The sequence below is a fragment of the Streptococcus sp. HMSC067A03 genome, from assembly GCF_001814295.1.
GTDB lineage: Bacteria > Bacillota > Bacilli > Lactobacillales > Streptococcaceae > Streptococcus > Streptococcus constellatus.
This window is the reverse complement of sequence record NZ_KV815680.1, coordinates 113,482-137,386: the sequence shown is the minus strand read 5'-3', so window position 1 is coordinate 137,386 and position 23,905 is coordinate 113,482. Positions and strand designations below refer to the sequence as shown.

Below are 23,905 nucleotides of genomic sequence, written 5' to 3'. Positions count from 1 at the left end.
TTTCAATCCACGCCCCCGTGAAGGGAGCGACGCTAAGACCTCAATAACTCATGAGCCTATTAGTGAAATTTCAATCCACGCCCCCGTGAAGGGAGCGACTTAGCCGAGTTCAACGATTTGATTTTACTCGAATCATTTCAATCCACGCCCCCGTGAAGGGAGCGACATAGATTATGTCAAAAAGTTCGATAGCAAAGAGATTTCAATCCACGCCCCCGTGAAGGGAGCGACTCAATGCTTCTCAATGAAAACGAGCCTCACAGCTTATTTCAATCCACGCCCCCGTGAAGGGAGCGACGAAATGATGAGTGCTAAAACAAAAACAGGTCTAATTTCAATCCACGCCCCCGTGAAGGGAGCGACAGCGCATAATTGCACTGTTTTAGGCAAAAATTATCTTTCGAGGAAAGTAAATTCTTCTAAAATTTCGAATTTTTGCCTTATTTTTGTTTATTTTTTACGCGAAAGTCCTGCTTTTTTATGAGCAACAACTATTCGCACTAGACTATTTAAAGGAGTAATACCCCTATATCAGGATCATAACTTGTATCACGTCCAATCGTTTCTAGACGATTTTGCCAATGTTTTCCTAGCAAATAAAAACGAATACTGTCAGACTCAGTGTCAATTATACTCAAAAGCTTCGCTTTTATTTCTACAAATTCTGCAGGAGTTACTGAGCATTCAAAAACTGAATTCTGAACGCGTTGCCCATAATCAACGCATAATTTTGCCACATGACGTAATCTTTTCCTGCCCTGCGCAGTCTCAGTATTCACGTCATATGTTACTAATACCATCATAAACCGGCTCCTATATTAAAAACGGTGGATAGGATTCCAATTCTCCACGGATTGTCTTGACCAATAACTGTGCTTGGACATAGGGCAGTAACATCAATTTCACCTTTTCTTTAGTGAAAGGATGTTCTACTTCCTGATGTTTCCTCTTTTGCCAAGCTTCAATAAAGATTGCACGCCCTTTTTCAGTTAATATGACACTGCCATTTTCCTTAATGTCAAAATGTTTTTTGTTTAATTGTCCTTTATTAATCAGAGAAAAAACAAATCGATCAACAATATAAGAACGAAACTCTTCCACTAAATCCAAAGCTAAGCTAGCGCGACCCGGTCTATCTGTATGATAAAAGCCAACATAACTGTCTAATCCAACCGCTTCTAAAGCAGACTGACATTCATAGGTCAATAAACTATAGCCAAATGACATCAATGCATTGATACAATCTTGTGGAGGCCGTCGTGTCCGTCCATTAAACTGAAAGGTATCTTTATCGGTTAAAACCAGATCATTGAAAACACGAAAATATTGGTTAGCTGCTTGCCCTTCAATCCCTAACAGAGTTTCCTTATCTGGTGCAGATTGAATCAGTTCTAAGGCCCAAGTCAATTCCGTATTCACTTCTTCAAATAGGTGGCTATCAATACGATCGCGATGGTCACGCTTAAAACGTAGTAAATATTTTCTAGAATTTGAAATCTTAGCAAGAATAAAGTGTTTTGCATATTCTAGAGATCCTTCTTCATCTGCCAAACGATAATGCTGTCTCCTTAGCAAAACATTCCCATTTGTTTGCCCAACAAATCGACCGCAAAAGCGTCCTTGCGGTGTATGAAAGGACAAATTTATCTGATTTTCAGCACATAGTTCAATCAAAGAAGGAGACGCGCCCAAATAAGAAAAACAAACAATGCCGTCAATAATTCGATATGGGAAACGACTGATAACTTTCCCTTCTTGTTTGATTACTATATTATCTCTTTCACGGGTTAAATAAAAATTATCTTGAGTCAAATATAGAGTATTAAGTAGCTTTTTCATAAGCTATCCTCACTTTTTAATGCTTGGAAAATGTAATTGTCAACATTGCGCGCCTTTTTGCTCAAACGCGGCATGCAAATATCAACTAAGGAGCATAACTGACAGTTTTTAAAATATTCAGCTTTCGGAATAAGCTTTTTGTCATAATATTCATGCATTTGGCAAGCCAACTCAGCTACTTCTTTTCGTAAATCAGAAGTGATTTCTATTAGCTTCTTTTGATTCACACTATGATAATAAAGATAACCATGCTCGATTGCACACTCAAGAGTTTCTTCCAGACAAATCGTTTGAGCAACCAGTTGAACAATGTCGCGAGTATCTCTTTTAGGTTTCCCACGCTTATACTCAACAATGACAGGAAGCCATTTGCCGCGTTTCCCTTTTAGCGGAACTCCTTTTTCATCCTTATGGAATTCAACCACATCCAATATCCCATAGAGACCAAGCTCTTTTGACGAAACATGCATGGCCCGTGAGGTAATGACATCCTTTCGCTTTTCTTTAATATAAGGATTATCCGCCTTTTGATGCAAAATCTGCCCATGAGCTGTCGCTTCGTTTTCAGCCCACTGTTGCTCAATATGAATCAAACTCCATTGGCGCTTGCAGAATTGGAAATGCTGAATACCAGATAACATCAAATAGTCACTTTCAGCATAAACCATTTTACAGTCCTTCTAAGATATCAACTTTCAATCCTTTAGCTTCGTATTCTGCTAATTTTTCTTGATTAAGATGGATAGCATAGTCTTCATAACTATTCTTATCCTGTTTTTCTTTGTCAAATTCAAACAAATCAAAAACACGAGCACTGGAAACATTTCCTAACTTATTAGAATGTGTAAACCAGAAGACTTCCCTTACTCGCATAGAACCTTCAGGACGAGCGGATGACGCATCGTTTTCAAACAGACTGATAAGTGCTTTCTTAATTACCTCAGCATCTTCATCAGAAAATCCTGTTTTTTCAGCAAAATTTGGATTAATCGAACCTTTGATGACGTAAACGCCATAGTCCACAAAATGCTTAGTTCCCATCGTATCAGATGAACGTCCACCTGCTTTTTTAGGTTCGACACCATTTGTGCTTCGAGTAATCTGTAAACTAGAGATGATGATTGGATCCAAAGATTTAGCCATACTGACAGAAACCGGTCCACGAATAGCAAACGAGCGATCTTTTAGATAAGTGAACACTTGACCAAACGAACGGACATCCATCCATAATTGATTGGCTTTTTCATTAATTTCTTCATCCGATTCTTTTCCTGTAAATTGAGTCTTGAACCGTTTCTCAAGTGAATTAAGCCCATCCTCAATACGATCATTTGCTTGTACAAAGATGGTGTGGCCAAAATCCTGCATCCGATTGCGGATTTTGCGCTTGATGGCTACATCACTGATTAAACCTTGATTAGCTGCATTTGTTCTTGGCATATTTCCTGATAAGGGATCTCCATTTGCATTAGCTTCCCTCACTTCAACCGTGACCATAAAATCAATCTTGTGTTCCAACATCTGCTATTCCTCACTTTCATTTTTTTCTTGTTTTGTATAAAAGAATTGCTTTTCAGCATAGTAACCAAAAATAAATTGATAATCCAAGGGATCATTAATATCCTTCTTTGCCATTTGGGGGCTGAGTAATTGGACAATTTCTGCTCGCTCTTTGTCCAACTTATGAAAGATTCCATAAGCGTTTAACCTCACAGCCTCTTCATAAGGCTTGATTTTATTTGTCAAATTCATCATTAACTTGGCAGGCTGGCTGGTATAGGCATTCCAGTACCTCTCGGCATTTGTTATCCTATTAGATTCTTTCTTGTCCTTATTGGGATTCTCAATTTCATATTTTTTCGATTCCATCAATTCAAAAATAGCTAATAATCTTCCAAATAGATAGGAACGATTGGTATTTTCGTGGTCTAACATTGGTTTAAACTCCCTTCCATATTGTTTGTGTAAAATCGCTAAACTTATTTGCTGCACCTGAGACCAGTGTTTAGGATACTTTTGTCGCTGTTTAATATTCGCTTCTAACTTCTTAACGATAGTACTAGGTATTGGATTCCCATCAATTAAAGCTGTTACTAATTGCTGATATTGATCACTCTTAAAACTATCATTATCTAATTCCAAATAACGTTCTCTGTCAATACCGTAGGCAGCGTTGATGATATCATTAAAAGTAGGTGTTCTTAATTTATAATTTCCAGATTTAGTTTTTGCTTCCCAAGAGTAATTTTCCTGCCAAGTTTCCAGATTTTTCAATAACTGGGAAACTTGAACCTGACGGAAATATTTTAAAGCAATCCGACCATTACTTGTTTTGTTTAGTATGGCAACATAGTAGGTTGCATCATTACCAAACAATTTTCGCCCCTTAATAAACGAAGATCCTATGTTCTTGTTTTCTTCGTTCGGTTTAATGAAAACAAGACTATCTTTTTCGTCTTCAGCATCTTCAAATAACTCATTAAACTCCGGCTTTACAATATCCAATTGGCTCTCATTCGCTAAATCATCACTAAACCAATTAATGAGATATTGTGACGATCCTAGCCAAGTACTGCTATTTTTATTTTCTAGCAAATACTTGATCATTAAATGAATTTTTTCTGAAGTTTCATAGCCAACGCTAAAAACATCTTCTCGCTCCTTAAAGCGCCCTTTATAGGCCTCTCCTTTATTACTAACTGAAATAATTTTAGCATTCCCCATCAATCCTCGATGTTTATTAGTAATTTGCTCCATTCGTCCACTAATATTACACGTTTTCAAATTATCTTGATTAGCAGTCATAAACGAAATAAACGATTGATGCAACGCCTTGTAACTAGTCACTGATTCATCTTTAAAGCCATGAAATTGTACAATTGAAAACTCTAAGAAATAAGCTGATAAATCAACAGTCTTGTTTTTTTCATCAGAGTCAGAATAGGTGATTTTCAATCCCTCCCTTTGGTAATGCTCGCCATATAAAGACTGAAGAATACTACTTAGAAAATCTGTTTGGAGAATAAAATGCTGAATTTTCATCAAAAAATCCTTGACTTTACCTTCCTCACAGTAAGCAATCCAATTAGCCAATTGTTCATGAAAATTATCATATTGTGATTGATTCGCCTCTGATACATAATAAGAAAACTTGTCTACAAGAGGGTGAGGAGCAGGATTGCTGCCTGATCTCGCAACAGAATCCCCAGTCACAGGAAATATAATCGTTTGATTATCATCCATGACCTCCGCCTTATAGAAACTACCATCCTGATCCAACTTAACTGCAATAATATTTTTACCATTTGACTTCAAACTAGTATGATAGAGCGGAAGCAAAACAGGATTGTCCCCATTTTGTTGGTCAACTAATCCAATTTCTTCTGCTTTTTCATAAGTTTTTAAGAGAGAAGTAAAAAAATCCATTATCCTTCTCCTTTCTCCATAGCATCGTATTCCTTAAGTTCATCATCAACGGACTTAATCTGGCCAGGTGTCTTAAAGGTATAACTAGACAAAGTATTTACAATTTCACACTCAGACTGAGGCTTAAACTTAATCAACCCATTCTCCATCACTGTTTTTGTAAAATAAGATTTTAATGGTGTCGTTTCGTCTTTTGGATAAGCAAAAGAATGGAACATGATACCTAAATCAATAGTAACACCATCGTAGTAAGAAGGGGTATTTTCATATTCTTCCTGACTAATTTCATCAACTAAGCCAAAGCATTCGCTGGTCCCTAAAAAAATAGTTCGTCGTCCACCTTTTCGAATCGAGCGTTCCATAATGGCTTCATGCTTGTTAGGCAGCCTATCTTGCATTAAATCTTCACGATTTTCATTCCAAATGAAATGGAATTTCACTAGATATTCCACATCACTCAAGTATGAAACGTAACTCAAATCCGCACTGTAATCATGTAACAAAGCACGAACACCATGTAGCTCTGTCTGAATTTGATTCATAACCTTAACTTCAGTAACAACATTTGTGAAAGTCGGCTTGTAGTACACAGCATCAATTATGCCTTGGAGAGCTTGCCGAGTAGGGGTACTGTATGAGCTCCTTTCGCCTCCGCCTTTAGTTGCGGGATTTGTAAAGAGAGCCATCTGTCCACGCACCCTTGCATAAAAATTTCTTGATCTGTACAAGGTTAAAACCTCCTTCTGTGATTCTATAAACCTATCTTAGCACTTGAAACTTCAAAAGTCAATTATTTTATTTCTATATTTAGTGGTTATAGGATGGCTGTTGATTATATGAATCAATTTTGATATAATCTAGCCATCATAGTGCTATCTATGTGGATTGAAATTATATTTAGTGGTTATTTATACTGAATTACAGGTCAACGAAGTCCTCTACCGACTCTCGTTGGCCTGTTTTCATTTAAATTTATAGTAATAAACTTCCCGATTCTATAGTGATACCTTTATTATCGTTATAATAACACTTTGGCAATATCTGAATTTGGCCGTTCAGATAGGATTTTGTCGCTTCAAGTAACAAATCGCGTTCACGAACATTTACAGTATAGGGCTGCAAGGCATTCAAGAGAATCTTTATCGTTTGATAATCTTCCTCTGATGGATAATCAGATTCACATAATTCTTCCAAGTCTAATAATTTTTCAATGGCATCTCCATAAGGAACTAGTATACCTACCGTTTCATTGTTTATCAGATTCATTTTCAAACCAGCAGTCTTAAAGGCTTGTTTTAACTTTCCTTTAAAATTATTTCTGTATTGATATGAGTTTATGCTTAAATAATCAAAAACTGACTCACCGTCCGACAAAGGATAATCCATTAAACCTTGATTATTGGCATAATAATATTCAAAAAAATCACGATTTAAAAGTGAAGTGTCTATGGGCGATGAAATCTTATGTAGAATATATTCTGTCGCATCTTTCTTAGCTTTTATTTCTTTGAGTGGTGAGATATTTTCTTCTTCACTTGTCAGATTAACTAAGGTAACTTGTCCCTTATCACGTTTTCCTTCACGATTACAACGTCCGCTAGCTTGTACAATCGAATCAATTCCTGCATACGAGCGAATGACGTGATTAAAATCGACATCAACACCCGCTTCAATTAGCTGGGTACTGATACAAATAAGTGGTAGACCATCTTTCAAACCTTGTTTAATTTCCGAAATAATATCCAATCTATGCTGCGCACACATATTCGTTGAAAGCTGATAGATCGGCCTATCTGTCAACTCCTTAAGTAAGGTATAAAATTTGTCAACTGTCTTTTTGGTATTAAAAATCGCAAGAATAGACTCGTCATTTTCCAGTACAAAATCTACTAAATCTGACAGATTCGAATGTTGATTGTTTTCATCAAATTTTCTAAGTTCTGTTCTTGAAAAGACTTCTTTTTCGTCATGAGTTAACTCAACAATATCAGCAACTTCACCATATTTTCCTCCATAAGAAAGTTTATGTTTAATAGCAGTAGAATCATAAGCTGGCTGTGTAGCCGTACATAAAATAATGGTTGTGTTCATCACTTTATTTAAAAAATTCATGGTTAAATTAAATAAAGTTGTCACCTCAATAGGCAAGGATTGCACTTCATCTAAAATCAAAACACTATTAGCTAAACTAGAAAAACGACGAATATTGGCTGATTTAGTTTTAAATAAAGTTTGAAAAAATTGTACCATCGATGTCAAAATAACCTGACCGTCCCAACTGTCAATCAAATACTCAGACATTAATATTTCTTTTTCATCGTTATCATCAGTCTGCCTGATAACATTAGAATGATGTTCCAATACACCTGCATCACCAGTTACGTTTCGAATTTCAGCAGCATTCTGCTCTAAAATAGATAAAAATGGTGTAATGTAGAAAAATCTTGATTTATTTTGGTCAACCAATTGATGAAAAGCATACCTCATACTAAGATTCGTCTTCCCAGCACCAGTGGGTAAGTCTAATCGATAGATACCCGTTGAATCACTTTCTCCCCTACTTTTTACTCGTTCAGCAATTTGTGAGCGAATTTCATTAAGCCTTGTGGTTGGACTACCAAACTCACCGTACTTCTTCTCAATAGCTTCCAGATAAGACTTATTTAGTTTGATTTTTTCTTCCTGTTTTAGGGGATTTATAAGCAGCCCATAGGCATTAATTGTATCGAGAGTATCAGTATTTTTTAATAATGATAGGTATAGCCGTACAAAACATGATTGATAATAAGCTTCCTCACTACTATCCTGACATTCTAAAATTGACATGGCTTGCTGATAATTTTTAAATGCTTTATTAATTAATATTTCTAAATCCTGATAGCCATAATCTTTTAATTTTGTTTCTAAAAAGTTGGCAAAATTCTTCACATCGCTATCAAAATGATAGTCTACCATTTCCTTAGCAATACGATTTCTAAGTTTGTTATAAGCGTATTGAGCTGATTCCTTATCAAAAATATCAAACATTCCATGATGAGCAGAAATAACATAAGCAACAACTTCATTAAATTGTAAACGCGTTGTTTTATCAACAGCCTTTGCCGAAAGACATATATTGATTTTCTCAAACAAATATTTAGCACCAGCATAGGAATGATCGACGTGCATAGCAGGGTTCTTGGTTAATTTATCTTGGAATTTATTATCAGCTTTTCCCAAATCATGATAAAGGCCCAGAAGAAAGAGTAAATCACCTTGACCAATCGATTCAGCTTCTTCCCTTGCCTTGTTGGCTACATTAAAGGAATGTTCTTCCAACGACTGTTTCTTATTTGTTTCACATTCATAATGCGCTAAAATCATTTCATCACTTACTTCTCAATGAGTACTTCCCATAAAGTTTCGCAATAATATTGTAACACTTTTTAAAGCTTTTGAAAACGAATACATTATATCTAAAATAATCAAAACATAATTCCTATTAATGGTCATAAGTCCATAAGAAAACACGGCTTTTACACCGTGTTTCTGTATTTATTTTAGGAGTTTTTCCATCTCTTTAATCCGTTCCACTGTGGCATCGTATTTGGCTTGGTAATCAGCTTGTTTTTGTCGCTCTTTCTCGACGATTTCGGGTTTGGCGTTTTGGACGAAGCGGTCGTTACCGAGTTTTTTGGCAACTATGTCTAGCTCTTTTTGCCATTTTGCCAGTTCTTTGTTGAGGCGAGCTAGTTCTTCTTCAACGTTGAGCAAGTCTGCCAGCGGCAGGAAGATTTCTGCACCTGTGATAACTGCTGACATGGCTAGTTCTGGGGTGGCAATGGCAGAGCTGATTTCAAGTGTTTCTGGGTTTGTGAAGCGTTTGATGTAGTTGACATTGCCCTTGAAGAAGTCTTCCAAGTTGCTGTCGCTTGTTTTGACAAGGATGGTGATAGGTTTGCTTGGAGCTACGTTGACTTCTGCACGCGCATTACGTACAGCTCGAATCAGGTCTTTGAGACTTTCCACGCCAGAATGCGCCATTTGATTTTCAAAAGTAGGATTAACAGTTGGATAAGCTGCTGTCACGATAGAACCATCTACGTATTGACCGAAGATTTCTTCTGTAACAAATGGCATGATTGGGTGAAGGAGGCGCAAAATCTTATCAAGTGTGTAAAGAAGAACAGAACGAGTAATAACTTTTTCGTCTTCATTGTCGCTGTAAAGTACTTCTTTCGTCAATTCAACGTACCAGTCAGCAAATTCATCCCAGATGAAGTTGTAAAGAATATGACCAGCTATACCGAATTCGAACTTGTCAAAATTTTCGGTGACTTTGGCAATGGTTTCATTGAGATTATGAAGAATCCAGCAATCAGTGACGTTCCCAGCTTTTCCCTCTACTACCAAAGCAACATTCTGGCTAGCTTGGTCAAGGGTCAAACCGTCATTGTTCATGAGAATATAGCGGGAAATGTTCCAAACTTTGTTAATGAAATTCCAGGCAGCATCCATCTTTTCATAAGAGAAACGCACGTCTTGACCCGGTGCAGAACCGTTTGATAAGAACCAACGAAGCGCGTCAGCACCATATTTTTCAATAACATCCATTGGGTCAATACCGTTACCAAGTGACTTAGACATCTTGCGTCCTTGCTCGTCACGGATAAGACCGTGGATAAGAACGTTTTCAAATGGACGGCGTTCTGTGAATTCCAATGATTGGAAAATCATACGTGATACCCAGAAAAAGATGATATCGTAACCAGTTACTAATGTTGACGTTGGGAAGTAACGTTTGAAGTCTTCTGCTTCTGTGTCAGGCCAACCCATAGTTGAGAATGGCCATAGAGCTGAACTAAACCATGTGTCAAGGACATCTTCATCTTGCGTCCAATCATCACCTTCTGGCGCTTCTTCGCCCACATAGATTTCGCCATCTGCATTGTACCAAGCAGGGATTTGGTGGCCCCACCAGAGTTGACGGGAAATGACCCAGTCGTGAACATTTTCCATCCATTGAAGGAAAGTATCGTTGAAACGTGGTGGGTAGAATTTCACTTTGTCATCAGTATATTGGTTGGCAATAGCATTCTTAGCCAATTGGTCCATCTTGACAAACCACTGGGTAGACAAACGTGGCTCGACCATAACGCCAGTCCGCTCTGAGTGACCAACACTGTGAACACGTTTTTCGATTTTGACAAGAGCACCAGTTTCTTCTAACTTAGCAACAACTGCTTTACGAGCTTCAAAGCGGTCCATGCCAGAAAATTCTCCGGTCAAGTCATTCATGGTTCCGTCATCATTCATGACGTTGACTTGTGCCAGATTGTGACGCTGACCAACGAGGAAGTCGTTAGGATCATGGGCAGGTGTGATTTTCACGACCCCTGTACCAAACTCAGGGTCAGCATGTTCATCCGCTACGATTGGAATCAGCTTGTTAACAATTGGCAAGATAACATTTTGCCCAATTAAATCTTTGTAACGGTCGTCATTTGGATTGACAGCGACAGCCGTATCCCCAAACATGGTCTCTGGACGAGTTGTCGCAACCTCTAAACTGCGCGAGCCATCTTCCAACATATAATTCATATGGTAGAAGGCACCTTCCACATCCTTATGGATGACTTCGATGTCGGACAAAGCTGTGCGGGCCTTAGGGTCCCAGTTGATAATGAATTCGCCGCGATAAATCCAGCCTTTTTTATAGAGTTCTACGAAAACCTTGCGGACCGCTTTAGACAAGCCTTCATCAAGAGTGAAACGTTCCCGCGAATAATCAACGGAAATCCCCATCTTGCCCCACTGTTCTTTAATGGTTGCCGCATATTCGTCCTTCCATTCCCAGACCTTATCCAAGAATTTCTCACGACCAAGGTCATAACGGGAAATGTCTTCACCACGCAAGCGCTCTTCAACCTTAGCCTGAGTCGCAATCCCAGCGTGATCCATCCCTGGAAGCCAAAGCGTGTCAAAACCCTGCATGCGTTTTTGACGGATGATGATATCCTGAAGAGTCGTGTCCCAAGCGTGACCAAGGTGAAGTTTACCAGTTACGTTTGGTGGTGGAATCACGATTGAATAAGGCTTAGCCTTTTGACCCCCAGAAGGCTTGAAAATATCGGCATCAAGCCATTTTTGATAACGACCAGCCTCAACCTCGGCTGGATTGTATTTAGGTGAAAGTTCTTTCATTTTTTATTCTCCTATATTTCTTTTTATTATTTAGACTTATTATATACTTGTGATACTTAAGATAAAATTCAATAATACTTGCTAGCTTGATAAAAAACCAGTTTTCTTTTCTTCCTTTTACAAATTTTTGCAGCATTTTATTATGACTAAATAAGTATTTAAGCAATAAAATTACCACGAATATAAATACGATAGCCATCATCAATAGTGCTAAGGTTGTTATTCTTACATTTGCCCTATCTAATATACTCATTTTATTGTTTTCAAAAGAGCCTGAGATTATCAATACTAGGTAGATTAACGTTGTAACTATGTAAAAAACTATTTTATTTCTTTGCCAAATAAAGTTTAATTTTTTAGGAACTTTATCAATTTCTGTCCCTTTATTAAAAAGTGTTAGAAAATCTTTTGAATTAATAAAATTCCATATAATCATTAAACCTGATATTAGCGCCCACCAACTAATATCAAACACACCTACTAAATATATCAGAGGAACTCCAATTATTATAAGTAATAATAATACCCACTTTTTTAATCCGATAATAATTGAAATAACAGAAAAGTATAGTCTAATGGTTATTATTAGCGCTATTATGTTTATGATACCTAAACTGTTTTCTGTACTAACTGACAAAATATTTATTAGCATACAAAAACGATAAACAACAGCAGTCACCACTATTAAAGAAATTGTATAATCAATTTCCCTAATTAAGGAAATAATTTTTTTATAATCTGTACTTTTTTCAATATATCCAACATTCATCGGCCTATACTTAAAAATATAAAACAAGGATGAAATGAAGAAAGTAGTGATGATTGACCAATTAAAGAAATTGTTCTCTTTTATTGAAATACCTAGTGAAGGAATGAGATTATCCACAATGAACACAAAAACCAATACGAGACTAAGAAAAGTTTGGAACGCCCCTGTATCTCTTAAAAATTCGCAAATCTTCTTTCTCACTTATTCTCCTCCCACTCACTTTTTAGCAATCCATATCGTAAATCATCACAGCGATTGCCTTGGGCATCCTTGCGGTCCCTTATGCGAGCTTCGAGGGTAAAGCCAAGTTTTTCAGCAATACGCTGGCTTGCTTTGTTGTATCCATAGCATTCAATTTCGATTTTGTGAAGATTGAGTAGGGTAAATCCAACTTCCAACAGCGCACGCGCAGCTTCTGTCACAATCCCTTGCCCCCAATAATCTGGGTGAAGCAAATAGCCCATTTCAAGAACATCATCAGCATAGCGATTATTAAAATCAATCGAGCCAATGACTTCATCTGTTCCTTTCAAGCAGATACCATAACCAGACGGTATTTTTTGCTCAATCCAGCGCTTTGGCATAATGTTTTCGAGATAATTTTCCTCTTCTTCCACACTTTCTGCAGGTGGAAAACCAGCTGGCCAAGTCACCTCTGCCAAACTCGCATAAGCAAAAATCTCTTTAGCATCTGAGACTAGACGTTCGCGCAAATACAGCCGCTCTGTCTCAATATCAGGAAGTTTATTATCTTCAATTTGACCTAAAATATTTATCATAATTTCTCTCCCCATTCCGCTTATAAAAATTCGCCCCTGCCATACATGACAGGGACGAATCACTCCGCGGTACCACCCAATTTCGGGCCAAGGACCCGCAGCTTTCTTTATTTCATTGTAACCATCAGCAACCAGTTTTGACATTTGTGCGGATTTCTCAGCAGCACCGCTTTCTGTGACAAATGGGACTCAAAACACCTCTAATGACCTTATTCTATCATGTTTCCTACGGAAAATCAATAACTTCTCTCACCAAAAAGCCCGTCTGGCAAATCATGAAATCCTTTTCCTGCTCGATAATTAGCAAATTTTCCTAAAAGAAACTCATAAGCATCTAACCGGCTTTCATAACGAATCGCAGCATCCTTTGCTCGCTCATCTTTATCAGCTTCATAGACAGCTTGACTTTCCTTGAGCGCCATCTGGTTAATCTTAACTTGAGTTTCAACCCAAGCTTCAAAGTCCTTTAAAAATTCCTGTTCGTACGTCATTGTTCCTTCTTTCTAATCCAAACCACGATAAACATCACCATCTATCTCACGGAAAGGTTGAATATCCTGCACATATTCCAACACCCCCTGAAATTCTCCCGCTTCATCATGTACTGCGGCATAAGTCACATGGACAAATTTTCCCCGCGATTCCGACTTGAACCACATCTCAAACTTATCCCTCTTTCCTTCACGCAAAATTTTAAAAATCTGGCGCACTTTCTCCAAAAATCTAGGCGGATGGCACAGCTCAACATTGCGCCCCACCTGAGACGGTGTTCGCTTAAAGATCATCTCCTCTGCTGGTACACTGTCATTATAATACTGGAAAATATCTTCCTTATTGACAAAGGTAATCTCCATTGGCAAATGATTCAGGATCAGATTTGCTTGCTCCACTGACAAATAGCCATGTCCAAATGGCTGTTGGGTCTGCCGATCAAAGTTGTTTTCTACCTTTTTCTTTTTTGGCTCAAAAGAAATGGTGACCTGCCCATCAGGTGTGTCAATAACTTGCTGAAACTTGCCATCATTAGTTTGCTCTGAACGGGCTAGCACCTCGCTCGTCACCTTAGTAGAATTGTCTGTTTCTTTCTCCGAGAATGAATGACGATGCGGAATCCACTTCTCTGCTGGCTGAATGATTGCATAACCATAAACATCACTTTCTTCCGCAATTTTCAACCAATCATCCTGTGTAAAAGATTCCAACAGAATCATGAGTAAAATTGATTCTTCCTTAAAAATCATGGCTTCAAACTCAGTTGCAAATAATCGAAACTTTTCTGCGACCTCTTCAATGTCTAAGGCAGGCAACTGCTCTGCCGCTGTTTTTACTTCTTTAAATAATTCACGGATTTGGTCGTCCACACCCCACATGACCTTAGGTGGTGAATCATGTCCATAGCTCTCCATGATTGGAAACATGAGTTCTTCTTTGCGCTTGTAGTGGCGCTCAAATTGTTCCACCAAGCTCAACTGTCGTTTCAAGCCCTTGCGAATTTCTTCCTGCATTTCCTCATCAGAATTTGCATAAGTATCCAGCAGTCTACCTACTCGCATCAGAGCTGCTCGCAAAGCCAAATTTTCCTGCTTGAAAATCTGCACAGGATGACCTGAATGATCCGTATCTGCAACTTCAACGTCTCTAACAGCTCCCTTAAACAGATTCGCATGGATATTGCAAAGAGACATCACATCCTCAAAGGTTACACCCGTGTCGGAATTCATCAGCTCATGTTCCATCAAGCTGATTTCAATAGCAGAAACACCGGTAAAATGTTTATTAAATTCTTCTTGAACTGCTTCTGCCTTTGCTCCATGGTGCAAATCAAGCAAAATATTCTTCAAAACCTCAATTCGTTCATCTACCATTAGTCTAGTCCTATCACTTCATAGCCATTTGCTTTTAAGGTCCTAACAATTTTCTCCATCGGTGTGCCTTCCAGCTTAGACCCCTGCTTCAGCGAAACTTTCCGCCCAACTGTATTACGCATGAGAGAATTTGCCAAAGGTTTAAACCCAAGCTCCACTAAAATTTCCAGCACCTCTGGATGTTTGTCAATCACCTCTGCAACAGGAATTGATACATCAATGATATTGTCCATTCCTCACCTCATCCTCATTTTTCTATCATTATAACATAAAAAAGTGTCGACTTCTCAGTAAAATGAAATCCAGTATTATTCTCTTTTAGGGATGCCAAATTCTGCTTTATAAATTGCTTTTCTTCATTGAAATAACCTATAACTATTTTTAATAGGCTATAAGTTATTGTTATAATATAACCATTCTACTCTTTTTCACAATCAATGAAATTGATAAATCAGGTGCTCAGAGTGAATTGTATCACAAACAAAAGAAATTTTAATAAATACTAGAGTTGAAAACGCTTTTCTACCCGTGATATAATAATAGAAAAAAACAGATTAAGGAGATTTTATGTCTATTACAAATTTACTGAACATCAAATATCCAATTGTTCAAGGTGCTATGGCTCAAATTTCTCACTATCAGTTAGCTGCTGCTGTTTCAGAGGCAGGCGGTTTGGGAATTATCGCTTCAGGTGGCATGACTGGTGAACAACTGCGTAAAGAAATTCGTGAATTACGCAAGCTAACAGACAAGCCCTTTGCCGTTAATGTGATGCTAATGATGAAAAATATCGAAGAAATTGTCAGAGTCATCATTGAAGAGAAAGTCCCTGTTGTCACAACTGGTGCAGGTACTCCAAAATTCATTCTACCCTTTTTAAAAGAAGCCGGTATCAAAGTTATCCCAGTTATTGCAAGCGTGAAGCATGCTAAAAAAATGCAAGAATTAGGTGTTGATGCCGTTATCGCAGAAGGATCAGAAGCGGGTGGTCATATCGGCGAAACAAATACGATGGCTCTGTTGCCACAAATTGTTGACGCTGTTGACATTCCCGTGATTGGAGCAGGTGGAATTGCGGATGGGCGTGGACTTGCTGCTGCTTTTGTTTTAGGTGCACAAGGCGCACAACTTGGAACTGTATTCCTCGCCTCAGAAGAATGCCCCATTGCCAAAAGCTATAAAGAAGCTGTCATCCATGCCAATGACACAGCCACAGCTGTAACTGGGCGCATTACTGGTGCACCTGTTCGCTGTATTCGAAACGAAATGACCGATCACTACATAGAACTTGAAAACAAAGGGACCAATCGTGAAGAACTAGAAGAAATCACAATCGGTGCCCTCTCAAAAGCTGTCTATCAAGGAGATACCAAACATGGCTCCATGATGTGCGGTCAAATCGCTGGCATGATAAACGAAATCCGACCATGCAAAGACATCATTGAAACCATCGTAGCCAATGCCCAAAAAGTGCTGGAAAATACAGAGATTAGGCTGTAAATGTTTATGAAAATATTGTGAAAATAATCCGCACCCTAAAAGTTAGAGAAAAATCTAAACTTTGAGGTGCGGTTTAACATTTTAGTATTTACCACAATAATTATCTGAATTTATTATGGGAACTATATAGCACTTTACCCTAATCACAATATATAGTATCTTAAAATAAGATTTTTGTAAATTTGACAACTATACTTTGTAGTTGTGTAAACAGGTATATAATTCCCTTTATTATAATATTTCCATTTTTTAAAATGCAACATTAGCAATATTTTCTTTATTGAAGAAATTAAAATTCACAATACTAGTAAATGCAAGAGAAGATATATTAAATACTGAAGAAATCCTAGGATATCTTATTGACTCTCGGAATTTGTGCAAAATTTATGAAAATATGCTCATGTATATTCAAATAGAGAATTGTCTAAAAGATTTTAAGATGAATAATGTTTAATAAATTGATTGACAACTTGTCTTTTTATTATAAGTTAATACTTCCACATTTTAAGGCAACCTTTGATTTTATTTCTCCCAATTTATAGACATATTTTGCAAACTAAACAGCAAAAATCACAAAATTTAATTCAAATACATCCATTTAAAAACACGAATAAAATAAAACGAGCATTTTCACTAAGAATTTGCTCGTTCGCTATATTCAGGATAGGACTTTTCTCCATCTATTTTTATTTCCATAATATCCCTAATGTTGTAATAGACGCTTCTTTGTCAGATAGACAATTTGGAAATCTTTGGGCTTCATTTCTGATTCATTGTCATTTTCCCACTCTATTAAAACTAATTTTTTTCTCAAGACATCATCTTTAATTGAACACAAGTCAAATTTATTTTGACCTCAGCTGTTTTCTTCCTGCTTCACCAATTTCACTACAGCCTCGGTCCTAGCTGTGTGCGGAAACATATCCACCGATTGGATATAATGGACATCATAGATCTTGCTTAATTGCACCAAATCTCTGGCTAGACTAGAGACATTACAAGAGACATAAATCATTTTCTTAGGTGCATAACGGACAATCGTCTCAAGCAGCTTTTTATCCAAGCCAGTTCGTGGTGGATCGACAATCAAAGCATCCGCCCGATAGCCTTCCTTATACCAACGAGGAATAATGCTTTCAGCAGTCCCAGTCTCATAATGAGTATTGTTAAAGCCTAAGCGAGCAGCATTTCGCTTAGCATCTTCAATAGCTTCCGGAATAATGTCCATACCTCGCAGAGACTTGACTCTTTTAGCAAAGGCAAAGCCAATCGTTCCCACGCCACAATAAGCATCAATCAAATGCTCTTCAGATGTCACATCAAGCGCCTTGACTGCTTCACTGTAAAGCACTTCTGTCTGCTCTGGATTGAGCTGGTAAAAAGCCCTAGGCGATAAGGAAAACTCGTAATCCAAAACACCTTCTTGAATTGTCTCTTTTCCCCAGATAATTTCCGTCTTATCTCCATAAATTTCACTTGATTTTGTCGTATGGTAATTGACCGCCACTGTTTCTAATTCTGGAAATTCTGCTGTTAAATCTCGAATGACTGGAGAGAAGTCCAACTTCTTTCCCGTGACAAAGATCATCTGCACCTGTCCCGTTTTCCGAGCCCTGCGAATCATAACCGTCCGAACGCCTGCTCTCTTACGCTCATCGTAGATAGGAAGATTGTACTTCCCCAAAAGGAGAGCCACTTTATTGATGATTTTCTGCGTTACCTTATCCTGAACCAAACAGTTTTTCAAAGAAATCAGATAATGGGAATTCTGCGCATAAAGCCCTGCTTTGACTTCATCTCCTAATTTCCGTGTCTGAAATTGAAGCTTAGCCCGATAGTAAAGTGGTTCTTGCATGCCAATCGTTGGACGAATCTCGTAGTTTTCATAACCAGCTGGTGCAAATTTTTTCAAAGCCTGCCGTAATAAATCCGTCTTAAATTCTAACTGTTTATCATAATGCAAGTGCATAATCTGGCAGCCCCCACATTTTTCATAAATCTCACAAGGCGGCTCTACTCGATACTTAGAATGCTTATTAATCGTCAAGAGCTTTGCTTCGACAAAATTGCGCTTAACCGTCGTAACTTGACAAAAAATATCCTCACCTTTTAAAGCACCTGGTACAAAGACTAAGGTCTTTTTATAAAATCCAATCCCTTCCCCATTAATTCCCATTTTCTTAATTTTTAAAGGGATTCTTTGCTTTACTTTCAAACTCATAAGCCTATTATACCATGCCAACACGATAATGTTGAGAATATGGTACAATAATCAGTATGAAAAAAGAAAAAGTAACTCTCACAATTTCTCAATTCCCAGAAGAATTACGAATATATACAGAGAAAGCCACTTTGTATGACAGTTCTTCCCACTCAGGCGCAACCGTGCTTTATCTAGACACAGGCTACTATCTTAAAATAGACCAAAAAGGAAAGCTAGCACGAGAGGCACAATGTGCTAAATGGTTTGACAAACAAGGGCTCGGTGTTCCTGTCTTGACATACATCAGCCAAGACAGGGACTACTTGCTCACTAAAGAAGCATCCGGCATATCAGGATTGGAAGTGCTAGACCAACCAGAAGTCCTCTGCCAAACCATGGCAACAGCGCTAAGACAGCTCCATAACCTCCAACCAGTCCACTTTCCCACAAACTCACTTCTAAAGAACTATATTCAGCTAGCGGAAGAGAATTATCAAAAAGGGCTTTTCTATGAAAAAGCTCTCCTGCCACAATTTCAGATTCGCAGTAGAAAAGAAGCCTATCAGCTTATCCAAGAACAGGGACATCTTCTTACAAGAGATGCATTTATTCACGGTGACGCTTGTTTGCCCAACTTTATCTTAAAAGACGCTAAGACGTTCTCCTGTTTCATTGATGTTGGGCTATCTGGCTTTAGTGATCGCCACATTGACCTTTACTGGGCTATCTGGTCACTGAATTATAATCTAGGCAATCCAAAATATGGCGACCTATTTTTGGACTACTATGGTTGAGAAAATATCAACTCCGAGAAATTACGACTTATCGCAGCTTTTGAAGCATTTGGCTAATAGTCACACTTACTATTCCATCTATCAGCTCCAAATTTCACACAAGTTATCGAAAGAATGATTATGAAAATCACTAAAATTGAAAAGAAAAAGCGTCTCTATCTTTTAGAATTGGACGAAACTGACAAACTTTACATCACTGAAGATACTATCGTTCACTTTATGTTATCAAAAGGCATGAACATCAGTGAGCAAGAATTAAAAGAAATTCAGGACTACGCACAGTTTTCTTACGGAAAAAATCTAGCTCTATATTATCTTTCTTTCAAGCAAAGAACTGTCAAAGAAGTGCGGGATTATTTGACAAAACACGAGATTTCCTTAGATACTATCGAGAAAGTCCTAACGATTCTCATAAAAGATAACTGGATAGATGACAAACAATATGCTTATTCCTTTATTCATTCCAATCTTCTATCTGGTGATAAAGGTGCTTTTGTCCTCAAGCAAAAATTGGCTCAAAAAGGTATCACAGCTCCTATTATTGATGAAGAATTATGCAAATTTGATTTTACAGAAGTAAGTCAAAAAGTTGCTGCAAAACTACTCCGCAACTATCAAAGCAAACTACCAAGTAAGGCCCTGCAGGATAAAATTCTTCAATCTATGTTGAGCAAAGGCTTTTCCTATACCGAAGCTAAGGTAGCTTATCAAACCTTAGACATCAAAGAAGATGAGGAAATTCAGCAGAAATTACTGTACAAAGAATTAGACAAGCAATACCGCAAATATTCTAAAAAATATGACGAATATGAGTTAAAACAACGCCTCACCCAAGCACTCGCTCGCAAAGGTTATGATTTTTCTGATATTGCTAGCGCTCTCAGAGAATATCTATAAAAAATGTAAGGTTTATTTATGTTTTTTCATGAAAATATGTTACAATAAGAGCGATAACCTGATTAATTGTAGAAAGTTGGTAGAAGATGAAGCTTCCAAAAGAAGGCGACTTTATTACAATTCAAAGTTATAAGCATAATGGAAGTCTGCACCGCACCTGGCGCGACACCATGGTACTAAAAACAACAGAAAATGCCATTATTGGTGTCAATGACCACACCTTGGTCACAGAAAGTGATGGTCGACGTTGGGTGACACGTGAGCCAGCTATTATCTATTTTCACAAAAAATATTGGTTCAATATTATCGCTATGATTCGCGAAAACGGAGTTTCTTACTATTGCAATCTAGCCAGTCCGTATTATCTTGATGCAGAAGCATTAAAATACATAGACTACGATTTAGACGTCAAAGTCTTTACCAATGGTGAAAAGCGATTACTTGATGTCGATGAATACGAGCGTCACAAACGGCAGATGAACTACTCTAATGATTTAGATTATATCCTCAAAGAGAATGTCAAAATCTTAGTAGATTGGATTAACAATAAGCGCGGACCTTTTTCGCAAGCCTATGTTAATATTTGGTACAAACGTTATGTAGAGCTAAAGAGTCGCTAAAGTTTCCAAAGGACCACTGGTCCTTTTTGATTTTCAAAGAACAATTTCTTGCAATTCAAGGTTATTTTATGTATCATATAGAAAATCCTTTGATGAATAAGTACAGAAAGGAAGAGACAATGGCTTTTACAAATACACGTGGACGCTATGCTAGCTTTGGCGTTGTAACAAGTTTACCAGATAATATCATTGATTCTTTCTGGTATATTATTGATAATTTTCTAAAGGGTGTGTTTGAGCTAGACGAACTGCTTCAGTTTGAACTCATCAACAACAAAGGAAAAACAACTTTCCGATTTTCACAAGATAGTCTAGCAACCATTCTTACCTTTGATTTTAATGACGCTTTCGACCCATTTTTTCCACGAGAAATCTTTGTAACTGACAATAACGGTAAAGAAACCATTATGCTGCCAGATGAATATACTTTGATATGATAGCACAAAATCTGAAGCATACAAGATTGATGGCTGCTTAAAAATATCTGAGAATAAGTAAAATCCCTCAATAAATTATTGAGGGATTTTGTTATTTTTAGTAGGATTCTTTTATGTGTTTATTTTTCCGTTTCTCCGTCAGTTTCTTCTTTTGACTGATTCTGATTCAGAAAATTCATTGCTTCCTTGGTCCAAGTTGGCAAACTTTTAGCGAGCGGTGCAAAACCAATCTTGTAACGGTCATTTGAAAAGCGATGACGTTTCGGTAAATGATGTTTTTCCTCTTCCAATGTTCTCATCGACAAACTAGCCTTACCTGAAAATTCATCATAGTCCATCACTTGCACCAAGACCGGATCATTCACATGCAGAATATCACGGATATTTTCGATGTAACCTGTCCGAATCTCTGAAATATGAATCAAGCCTATTGTTCCTGTTTCCAATTCTACAAATGCACCGTAAGGCTGAATTCCTGTAATTCTTCCTTTTAGTTTTTCACCAATTCTCATTTTAATCCTCAATTTCAATGGTTTCAATCACGACATCTTCAAGTGGTTTATCCATCGCACCAGTTTCAACAGCTGCAATCTTATCCAATACCTGATAAGAAGATTTATCTAATAATTGACCAAATACAGTATGGCGGCGGTCCAAATGCGGCGTTCCACCATTGCTTGCATAGATTTCAGCAATTGGTGTCGGCCAACCACCACGTTCCAATTCCTTTTGTGCATAAGGAATCTTGCTGTTTTGCACAATAAAAAATTGGCTGCCATTTGTGTTCGGACCAGCATTGGCCATCGAAAGTGCACCACGGATATTGTACAGTTCCGGAGAAAATTCATCTTCAAACTTTTCTCCATAAATAGATTCGCCACCCATACCCGTACCAGTTGGATCACCACCTTGAATCATGAAGTCCTTGATAATCCGGTGAAAAATGATTCCATCATAGTAGCCATCTTTTGATAAAGCAATAAAATTAGCCACTGTCTTCGGTGCCTGTTCTGGAAATAATTGAAATTTCAAATCACCGTGGTTGGTTTTAATAGTCGCTTTCGGTCCTTCTGCTGTTTCCATCGTTACTTGTGGAAAATGTAATTCTTTTTCTATCATTCCTAATTCCTCCAAAGCATAAAAAATGCCATCTTCTTCTACTTTTTTTGTCACAAAGTCAGCCTTGGCTTTTATTTTTTCATGTGAAATGCCCATAGCAATACTGATACCTGCATAATCAAACAACTCTAAATCATTGAGCTCGTCTCCAAAAACCATCACATTCTCAGGCTTCAACCCTAGATGCTCCACAACTGTCGCAACTCCAGATGCTTTTGAACCATTTGTTAGAACTACATCTGATGAATGCGGATGCCAGCGAACCAATCGTAGATGTTCTTCTAACTCTTTGGGCAATTGTAAGCTATCTCCAATATCTTCAAATGTCCACATTTGATAAACGTTGTGATCTTGATACAAATCCGGCTGAATAGGTAAATTAGGATAAACAATATCAATGGCTTCATCAATAAGCGGTGTTCGCGTCGAAAGCGCTGCCTCATGACTACCAACGAGGCCAAAGTCAATCCCAACTTCCTTTGTCCAAGCGATATAAGTTTCTACTAAATTTCGATCAATCGGGGTTTGCGCAATAACCTTTCCTGCTTTATCTTCAATATAGGACCCATTCAAGGTGACAAAAAAATCAGGCTGCAACGCTTTCAACTCCGGCACCACACCAAAAATTCCTCTCCCTGAAGCAATTCCCGTCAAAATTCCTTTTTCTTTTAATTGTTTAAAAACCGTTTTGATCGATTCTGGAATGTAACCAGTTGCTTTTACTCGCAAGGTATCATCAATATCAAAAAAGACGATTTTGATCTTCTTGGATTTGTATTTTAATTTTGCGTCCATAATCTCCCTCTAACAATAGCAATTTATTTATTTTTCTATTATACCACTAAATATCATCCTGTGGGACGAGGTGATGCTGGAAGGCATAGACAACAGCTTGTGTACGATCACTTACTGCCAATTTGGACAAAATATTCGACACATGCGTTTTCACTGTCTTTAAAGAAATAAACAACTCATCTGCTATGCGTTGATTTTCATACCCCTTCGCCAGTAGTCCTAAAATATCGCGCTCACGCGCTGTTAGCTCTTCATGTAATTCAATATGATTTCGATGGTATTCCACTTTCTGACTGACCTCTGTTTCAATAGCAAGTTCACCCTTGGCTACCTTTCGAACTGCTCGTAAGATATCGTCAGCACTAGATGTTTTAAGCATGTATCCTTTAGCTCCTGCATCTAAAACTGGGTAAATTTTTTCATTATCCAAATAAGAAGTCAGAATGAGAATCTTAGCTTCAGGCCATTCTTTTAAAATAGCTAGAGTTGCTTCAATTCCACTCATTTCAGGCATAACAATATCCATCATAATAACATCTGGTCGTAATGCTAAAGCTTTTTCAACTCCTTCACGACCGTTTGAAGCTTCTGCCACTACATCAACATCATCTTGTAAATCCAAATAACTTTTCAATCCAAGTCGTACCATCTCATGGTCATCTACTAATAAAATCTGCAT

22 protein-coding genes and 1 CRISPR repeat array are annotated in these 23,905 nt (G+C 37.7%); of the genes, 5 read left to right on the top strand and 17 right to left on the bottom strand.

The window, feature by feature from the left end; translation table 11 throughout:
- Positions 1 to 67: 67 nt before the first annotated feature.
- Positions 68 to 363: a CRISPR direct-repeat array (repeat unit 32 nt; unit sequence ATTTCAATCCACGCCCCCGTGAAGGGAGCGAC).
- 146 nt (positions 364 to 509) lie between these two features.
- From cas2 to HMPREF2963_RS07745, 13 genes are all read right to left on the bottom strand, one after another.
- Positions 510 to 803, bottom strand: a complete 294-nt coding sequence (gene cas2 / locus HMPREF2963_RS07805; RefSeq protein WP_070669340.1) for a CRISPR-associated endonuclease Cas2 — start codon at positions 801 to 803, stop codon at positions 510 to 512.
- Positions 804 to 813: 10 nt separating this feature from the next.
- Positions 814 to 1,839: a type I-C CRISPR-associated endonuclease Cas1c gene (gene cas1c, locus HMPREF2963_RS07800; protein ID WP_070669339.1), complete on the bottom strand. Its 1,026-nt coding sequence runs from the start codon at positions 1,837 to 1,839 to the stop codon at positions 814 to 816.
- A complete protein-coding gene (cas4, locus tag HMPREF2963_RS07795) occupies positions 1,836 to 2,507 on the bottom strand; it encodes a CRISPR-associated protein Cas4 (RefSeq protein ID WP_070669338.1) in 672 nt (223 codons plus the stop codon). The genes cas1c and cas4 overlap by 4 nt, the downstream gene beginning before the upstream one ends.
- Before the next feature lies 1 nt (position 2,508).
- On the bottom strand, positions 2,509 to 3,360 hold the full coding sequence (gene cas7c, locus HMPREF2963_RS07790; RefSeq protein ID WP_070669337.1) for a type I-C CRISPR-associated protein Cas7/Csd2: 852 nt from the start codon (positions 3,358 to 3,360) through the stop codon (positions 2,509 to 2,511).
- 3 nt (positions 3,361 to 3,363) lie between these two features.
- Entirely contained in the window at positions 3,364 to 5,265 is a 1,902-nt protein-coding gene (gene cas8c / locus HMPREF2963_RS07785) for a type I-C CRISPR-associated protein Cas8c/Csd1 (protein WP_070669336.1), read from the bottom strand.
- On the bottom strand, positions 5,265 to 5,993 hold the full coding sequence (gene cas5c / locus HMPREF2963_RS07780; RefSeq protein WP_039676680.1) for a type I-C CRISPR-associated protein Cas5c: 729 nt from the start codon (positions 5,991 to 5,993) through the stop codon (positions 5,265 to 5,267). Before cas5c ends, cas8c begins: the two co-directional genes overlap by 1 nt.
- Before the next feature lie 244 nt (positions 5,994 to 6,237).
- Positions 6,238 to 8,628 carry a CRISPR-associated helicase/endonuclease Cas3 gene (locus HMPREF2963_RS07775; RefSeq protein WP_070669335.1) on the bottom strand — a complete coding sequence of 797 codons (2,391 nt, stop codon included), beginning with the start codon at positions 8,626 to 8,628 and terminating at the stop codon, positions 6,238 to 6,240.
- 171 nt (positions 8,629 to 8,799) lie between these two features.
- Entirely contained in the window at positions 8,800 to 11,448 is a 2,649-nt protein-coding gene (locus HMPREF2963_RS07770) for a valine--tRNA ligase (RefSeq protein WP_070669334.1), read from the bottom strand.
- Positions 11,429 to 12,418: a hypothetical protein gene (locus tag HMPREF2963_RS07765; RefSeq protein ID WP_048800485.1), complete on the bottom strand. Its 990-nt coding sequence runs from the start codon at positions 12,416 to 12,418 to the stop codon at positions 11,429 to 11,431. Before HMPREF2963_RS07765 ends, HMPREF2963_RS07770 begins: the two co-directional genes overlap by 20 nt.
- Positions 12,415 to 12,996, bottom strand: coding sequence for a GNAT family N-acetyltransferase (locus HMPREF2963_RS07760; RefSeq protein WP_048800528.1), 582 nt, complete (start codon positions 12,994 to 12,996; stop codon positions 12,415 to 12,417). The genes HMPREF2963_RS07765 and HMPREF2963_RS07760 overlap by 4 nt, the downstream gene beginning before the upstream one ends.
- A 236-nt stretch (positions 12,997 to 13,232) precedes the next feature.
- Positions 13,233 to 13,487: a DUF1912 family protein gene (locus HMPREF2963_RS07755; RefSeq protein WP_006267273.1), complete on the bottom strand. Its 255-nt coding sequence runs from the start codon at positions 13,485 to 13,487 to the stop codon at positions 13,233 to 13,235.
- A 12-nt stretch (positions 13,488 to 13,499) separates the two neighbouring features.
- Positions 13,500 to 14,861, bottom strand: coding sequence for a DUF438 domain-containing protein (locus HMPREF2963_RS07750; protein ID WP_070669333.1), 1,362 nt, complete (start codon positions 14,859 to 14,861; stop codon positions 13,500 to 13,502).
- Positions 14,861 to 15,094: a DUF1858 domain-containing protein gene (locus HMPREF2963_RS07745; RefSeq protein ID WP_003070208.1), complete on the bottom strand. Its 234-nt coding sequence runs from the start codon at positions 15,092 to 15,094 to the stop codon at positions 14,861 to 14,863. Before HMPREF2963_RS07745 ends, HMPREF2963_RS07750 begins: the two co-directional genes overlap by 1 nt.
- A gap of 334 nt (positions 15,095 to 15,428) precedes the next feature.
- On the opposite strand from HMPREF2963_RS07745, the gene HMPREF2963_RS07740 reads away from it, so the two are divergent.
- The gene (locus HMPREF2963_RS07740) at positions 15,429 to 16,361 is read left to right on the top strand and encodes a nitronate monooxygenase (protein ID WP_070669332.1); all 933 of its coding nucleotides are present in this window, start codon (positions 15,429 to 15,431) and stop codon (positions 16,359 to 16,361) included.
- An 856-nt stretch (positions 16,362 to 17,217) separates the two neighbouring features.
- Here the strand turns inward: HMPREF2963_RS07740 and rlmD are convergent.
- A complete protein-coding gene (gene rlmD / locus HMPREF2963_RS07735) occupies positions 17,218 to 18,582 on the bottom strand; it encodes a 23S rRNA (uracil(1939)-C(5))-methyltransferase RlmD (RefSeq protein WP_003070212.1) in 1,365 nt (454 codons plus the stop codon).
- A 56-nt stretch (positions 18,583 to 18,638) separates the two neighbouring features.
- On the opposite strand from rlmD, the gene HMPREF2963_RS07730 reads away from it, so the two are divergent.
- The 4 genes from HMPREF2963_RS07730 (at position 18,639) to HMPREF2963_RS07715 (ending at position 21,312) form a co-directional block, all read left to right on the top strand.
- Positions 18,639 to 19,358 (top strand): aminoglycoside 3'-phosphotransferase, encoded by a 720-nt coding sequence (locus HMPREF2963_RS07730; protein WP_070669331.1) that lies wholly within the window; start codon positions 18,639 to 18,641, stop codon positions 19,356 to 19,358.
- Positions 19,359 to 19,478: 120 nt separating this feature from the next.
- Positions 19,479 to 20,255, top strand: coding sequence for a recombination regulator RecX (gene recX / locus HMPREF2963_RS07725; protein ID WP_070669330.1), 777 nt, complete (start codon positions 19,479 to 19,481; stop codon positions 20,253 to 20,255).
- 86 nt (positions 20,256 to 20,341) lie between these two features.
- Positions 20,342 to 20,875 (top strand): nucleoside tri-diphosphate phosphatase, encoded by a 534-nt coding sequence (locus HMPREF2963_RS07720; RefSeq protein ID WP_003070217.1) that lies wholly within the window; start codon positions 20,342 to 20,344, stop codon positions 20,873 to 20,875.
- 119 nt (positions 20,876 to 20,994) lie between these two features.
- Positions 20,995 to 21,312 (top strand): DUF960 domain-containing protein, encoded by a 318-nt coding sequence (locus HMPREF2963_RS07715; protein WP_003070218.1) that lies wholly within the window; start codon positions 20,995 to 20,997, stop codon positions 21,310 to 21,312.
- Positions 21,313 to 21,431: 119 nt separating this feature from the next.
- On the opposite strand, the gene HMPREF2963_RS07710 is transcribed toward HMPREF2963_RS07715, so the two are convergent.
- Genes HMPREF2963_RS07710 through HMPREF2963_RS07700 form a run of 3 tightly spaced genes read right to left on the bottom strand, consistent with a single transcriptional unit; the run spans position 21,432 to position 23,905 of the window.
- Positions 21,432 to 21,824 (bottom strand): S1 RNA-binding domain-containing protein, encoded by a 393-nt coding sequence (locus tag HMPREF2963_RS07710; protein ID WP_003070220.1) that lies wholly within the window; start codon positions 21,822 to 21,824, stop codon positions 21,432 to 21,434.
- Between the two features lies 1 nt (position 21,825).
- A complete protein-coding gene (locus HMPREF2963_RS07705; RefSeq protein ID WP_070669329.1) occupies positions 21,826 to 23,226 on the bottom strand; it encodes a bifunctional Cof-type HAD-IIB family hydrolase/peptidylprolyl isomerase in 1,401 nt (466 codons plus the stop codon).
- 46 nt (positions 23,227 to 23,272) lie between these two features.
- Positions 23,273 to 23,905: a response regulator transcription factor gene (locus HMPREF2963_RS07700; RefSeq protein WP_003070225.1), complete on the bottom strand. Its 633-nt coding sequence runs from the start codon at positions 23,903 to 23,905 to the stop codon at positions 23,273 to 23,275.

Bases quoted from the DNA above. Each gene is read 5' to 3' on its own strand.
- HMPREF2963_RS07770 (WP_070669334.1), bottom strand. From the start codon at position 11,448: ATGAAAGAACTTTCACCTAAATACAATCCAGCCGAGGTTGAGGCTGGT.
- cas8c (WP_070669336.1), bottom strand. From the start codon at position 5,265: ATGGATTTTTTTACTTCTCTCTTAAAAACTTATGAAAAAGCAGAAGAA.
- HMPREF2963_RS07700 (WP_003070225.1), bottom strand. From the start codon at position 23,905: ATGCAGATTTTATTAGTAGATGACCATGAGATGGTACGACTTGGATTG.
- HMPREF2963_RS07755 (WP_006267273.1), bottom strand. From the start codon at position 13,487: ATGACGTACGAACAGGAATTTTTAAAGGACTTTGAAGCTTGGGTTGAA.
- HMPREF2963_RS07730 (WP_070669331.1), top strand. From the start codon at position 18,639: ATGAAAAAAGAAAAAGTAACTCTCACAATTTCTCAATTCCCAGAAGAA.
- HMPREF2963_RS07720 (WP_003070217.1), top strand. From the start codon at position 20,342: ATGAAGCTTCCAAAAGAAGGCGACTTTATTACAATTCAAAGTTATAAG.
- HMPREF2963_RS07750 (WP_070669333.1), bottom strand. From the start codon at position 14,861: ATGGTAGATGAACGAATTGAGGTTTTGAAGAATATTTTGCTTGATTTG.
- HMPREF2963_RS07710 (WP_003070220.1), bottom strand. From the start codon at position 21,824: ATGAGAATTGGTGAAAAACTAAAAGGAAGAATTACAGGAATTCAGCCT.
- HMPREF2963_RS07705 (WP_070669329.1), bottom strand. From the start codon at position 23,226: ATGGACGCAAAATTAAAATACAAATCCAAGAAGATCAAAATCGTCTTT.
- HMPREF2963_RS07760 (WP_048800528.1), bottom strand. From the start codon at position 12,996: ATGATAAATATTTTAGGTCAAATTGAAGATAATAAACTTCCTGATATT.
- HMPREF2963_RS07745 (WP_003070208.1), bottom strand. From the start codon at position 15,094: ATGGACAATATCATTGATGTATCAATTCCTGTTGCAGAGGTGATTGAC.
- cas7c (WP_070669337.1), bottom strand. From the start codon at position 3,360: ATGTTGGAACACAAGATTGATTTTATGGTCACGGTTGAAGTGAGGGAA.
- rlmD (WP_003070212.1), bottom strand. From the start codon at position 18,582: ATGAGTTTGAAAGTAAAGCAAAGAATCCCTTTAAAAATTAAGAAAATG.
- cas2 (WP_070669340.1), bottom strand. From the start codon at position 803: ATGATGGTATTAGTAACATATGACGTGAATACTGAGACTGCGCAGGGC.
- recX (WP_070669330.1), top strand. From the start codon at position 19,479: ATGAAAATCACTAAAATTGAAAAGAAAAAGCGTCTCTATCTTTTAGAA.
- HMPREF2963_RS07775 (WP_070669335.1), bottom strand. From the start codon at position 8,628: ATGATTTTAGCGCATTATGAATGTGAAACAAATAAGAAACAGTCGTTG.
- HMPREF2963_RS07715 (WP_003070218.1), top strand. From the start codon at position 20,995: ATGGCTTTTACAAATACACGTGGACGCTATGCTAGCTTTGGCGTTGTA.
- cas1c (WP_070669339.1), bottom strand. From the start codon at position 1,839: ATGAAAAAGCTACTTAATACTCTATATTTGACTCAAGATAATTTTTAT.
- cas4 (WP_070669338.1), bottom strand. From the start codon at position 2,507: ATGGTTTATGCTGAAAGTGACTATTTGATGTTATCTGGTATTCAGCAT.
- HMPREF2963_RS07740 (WP_070669332.1), top strand. From the start codon at position 15,429: ATGTCTATTACAAATTTACTGAACATCAAATATCCAATTGTTCAAGGT.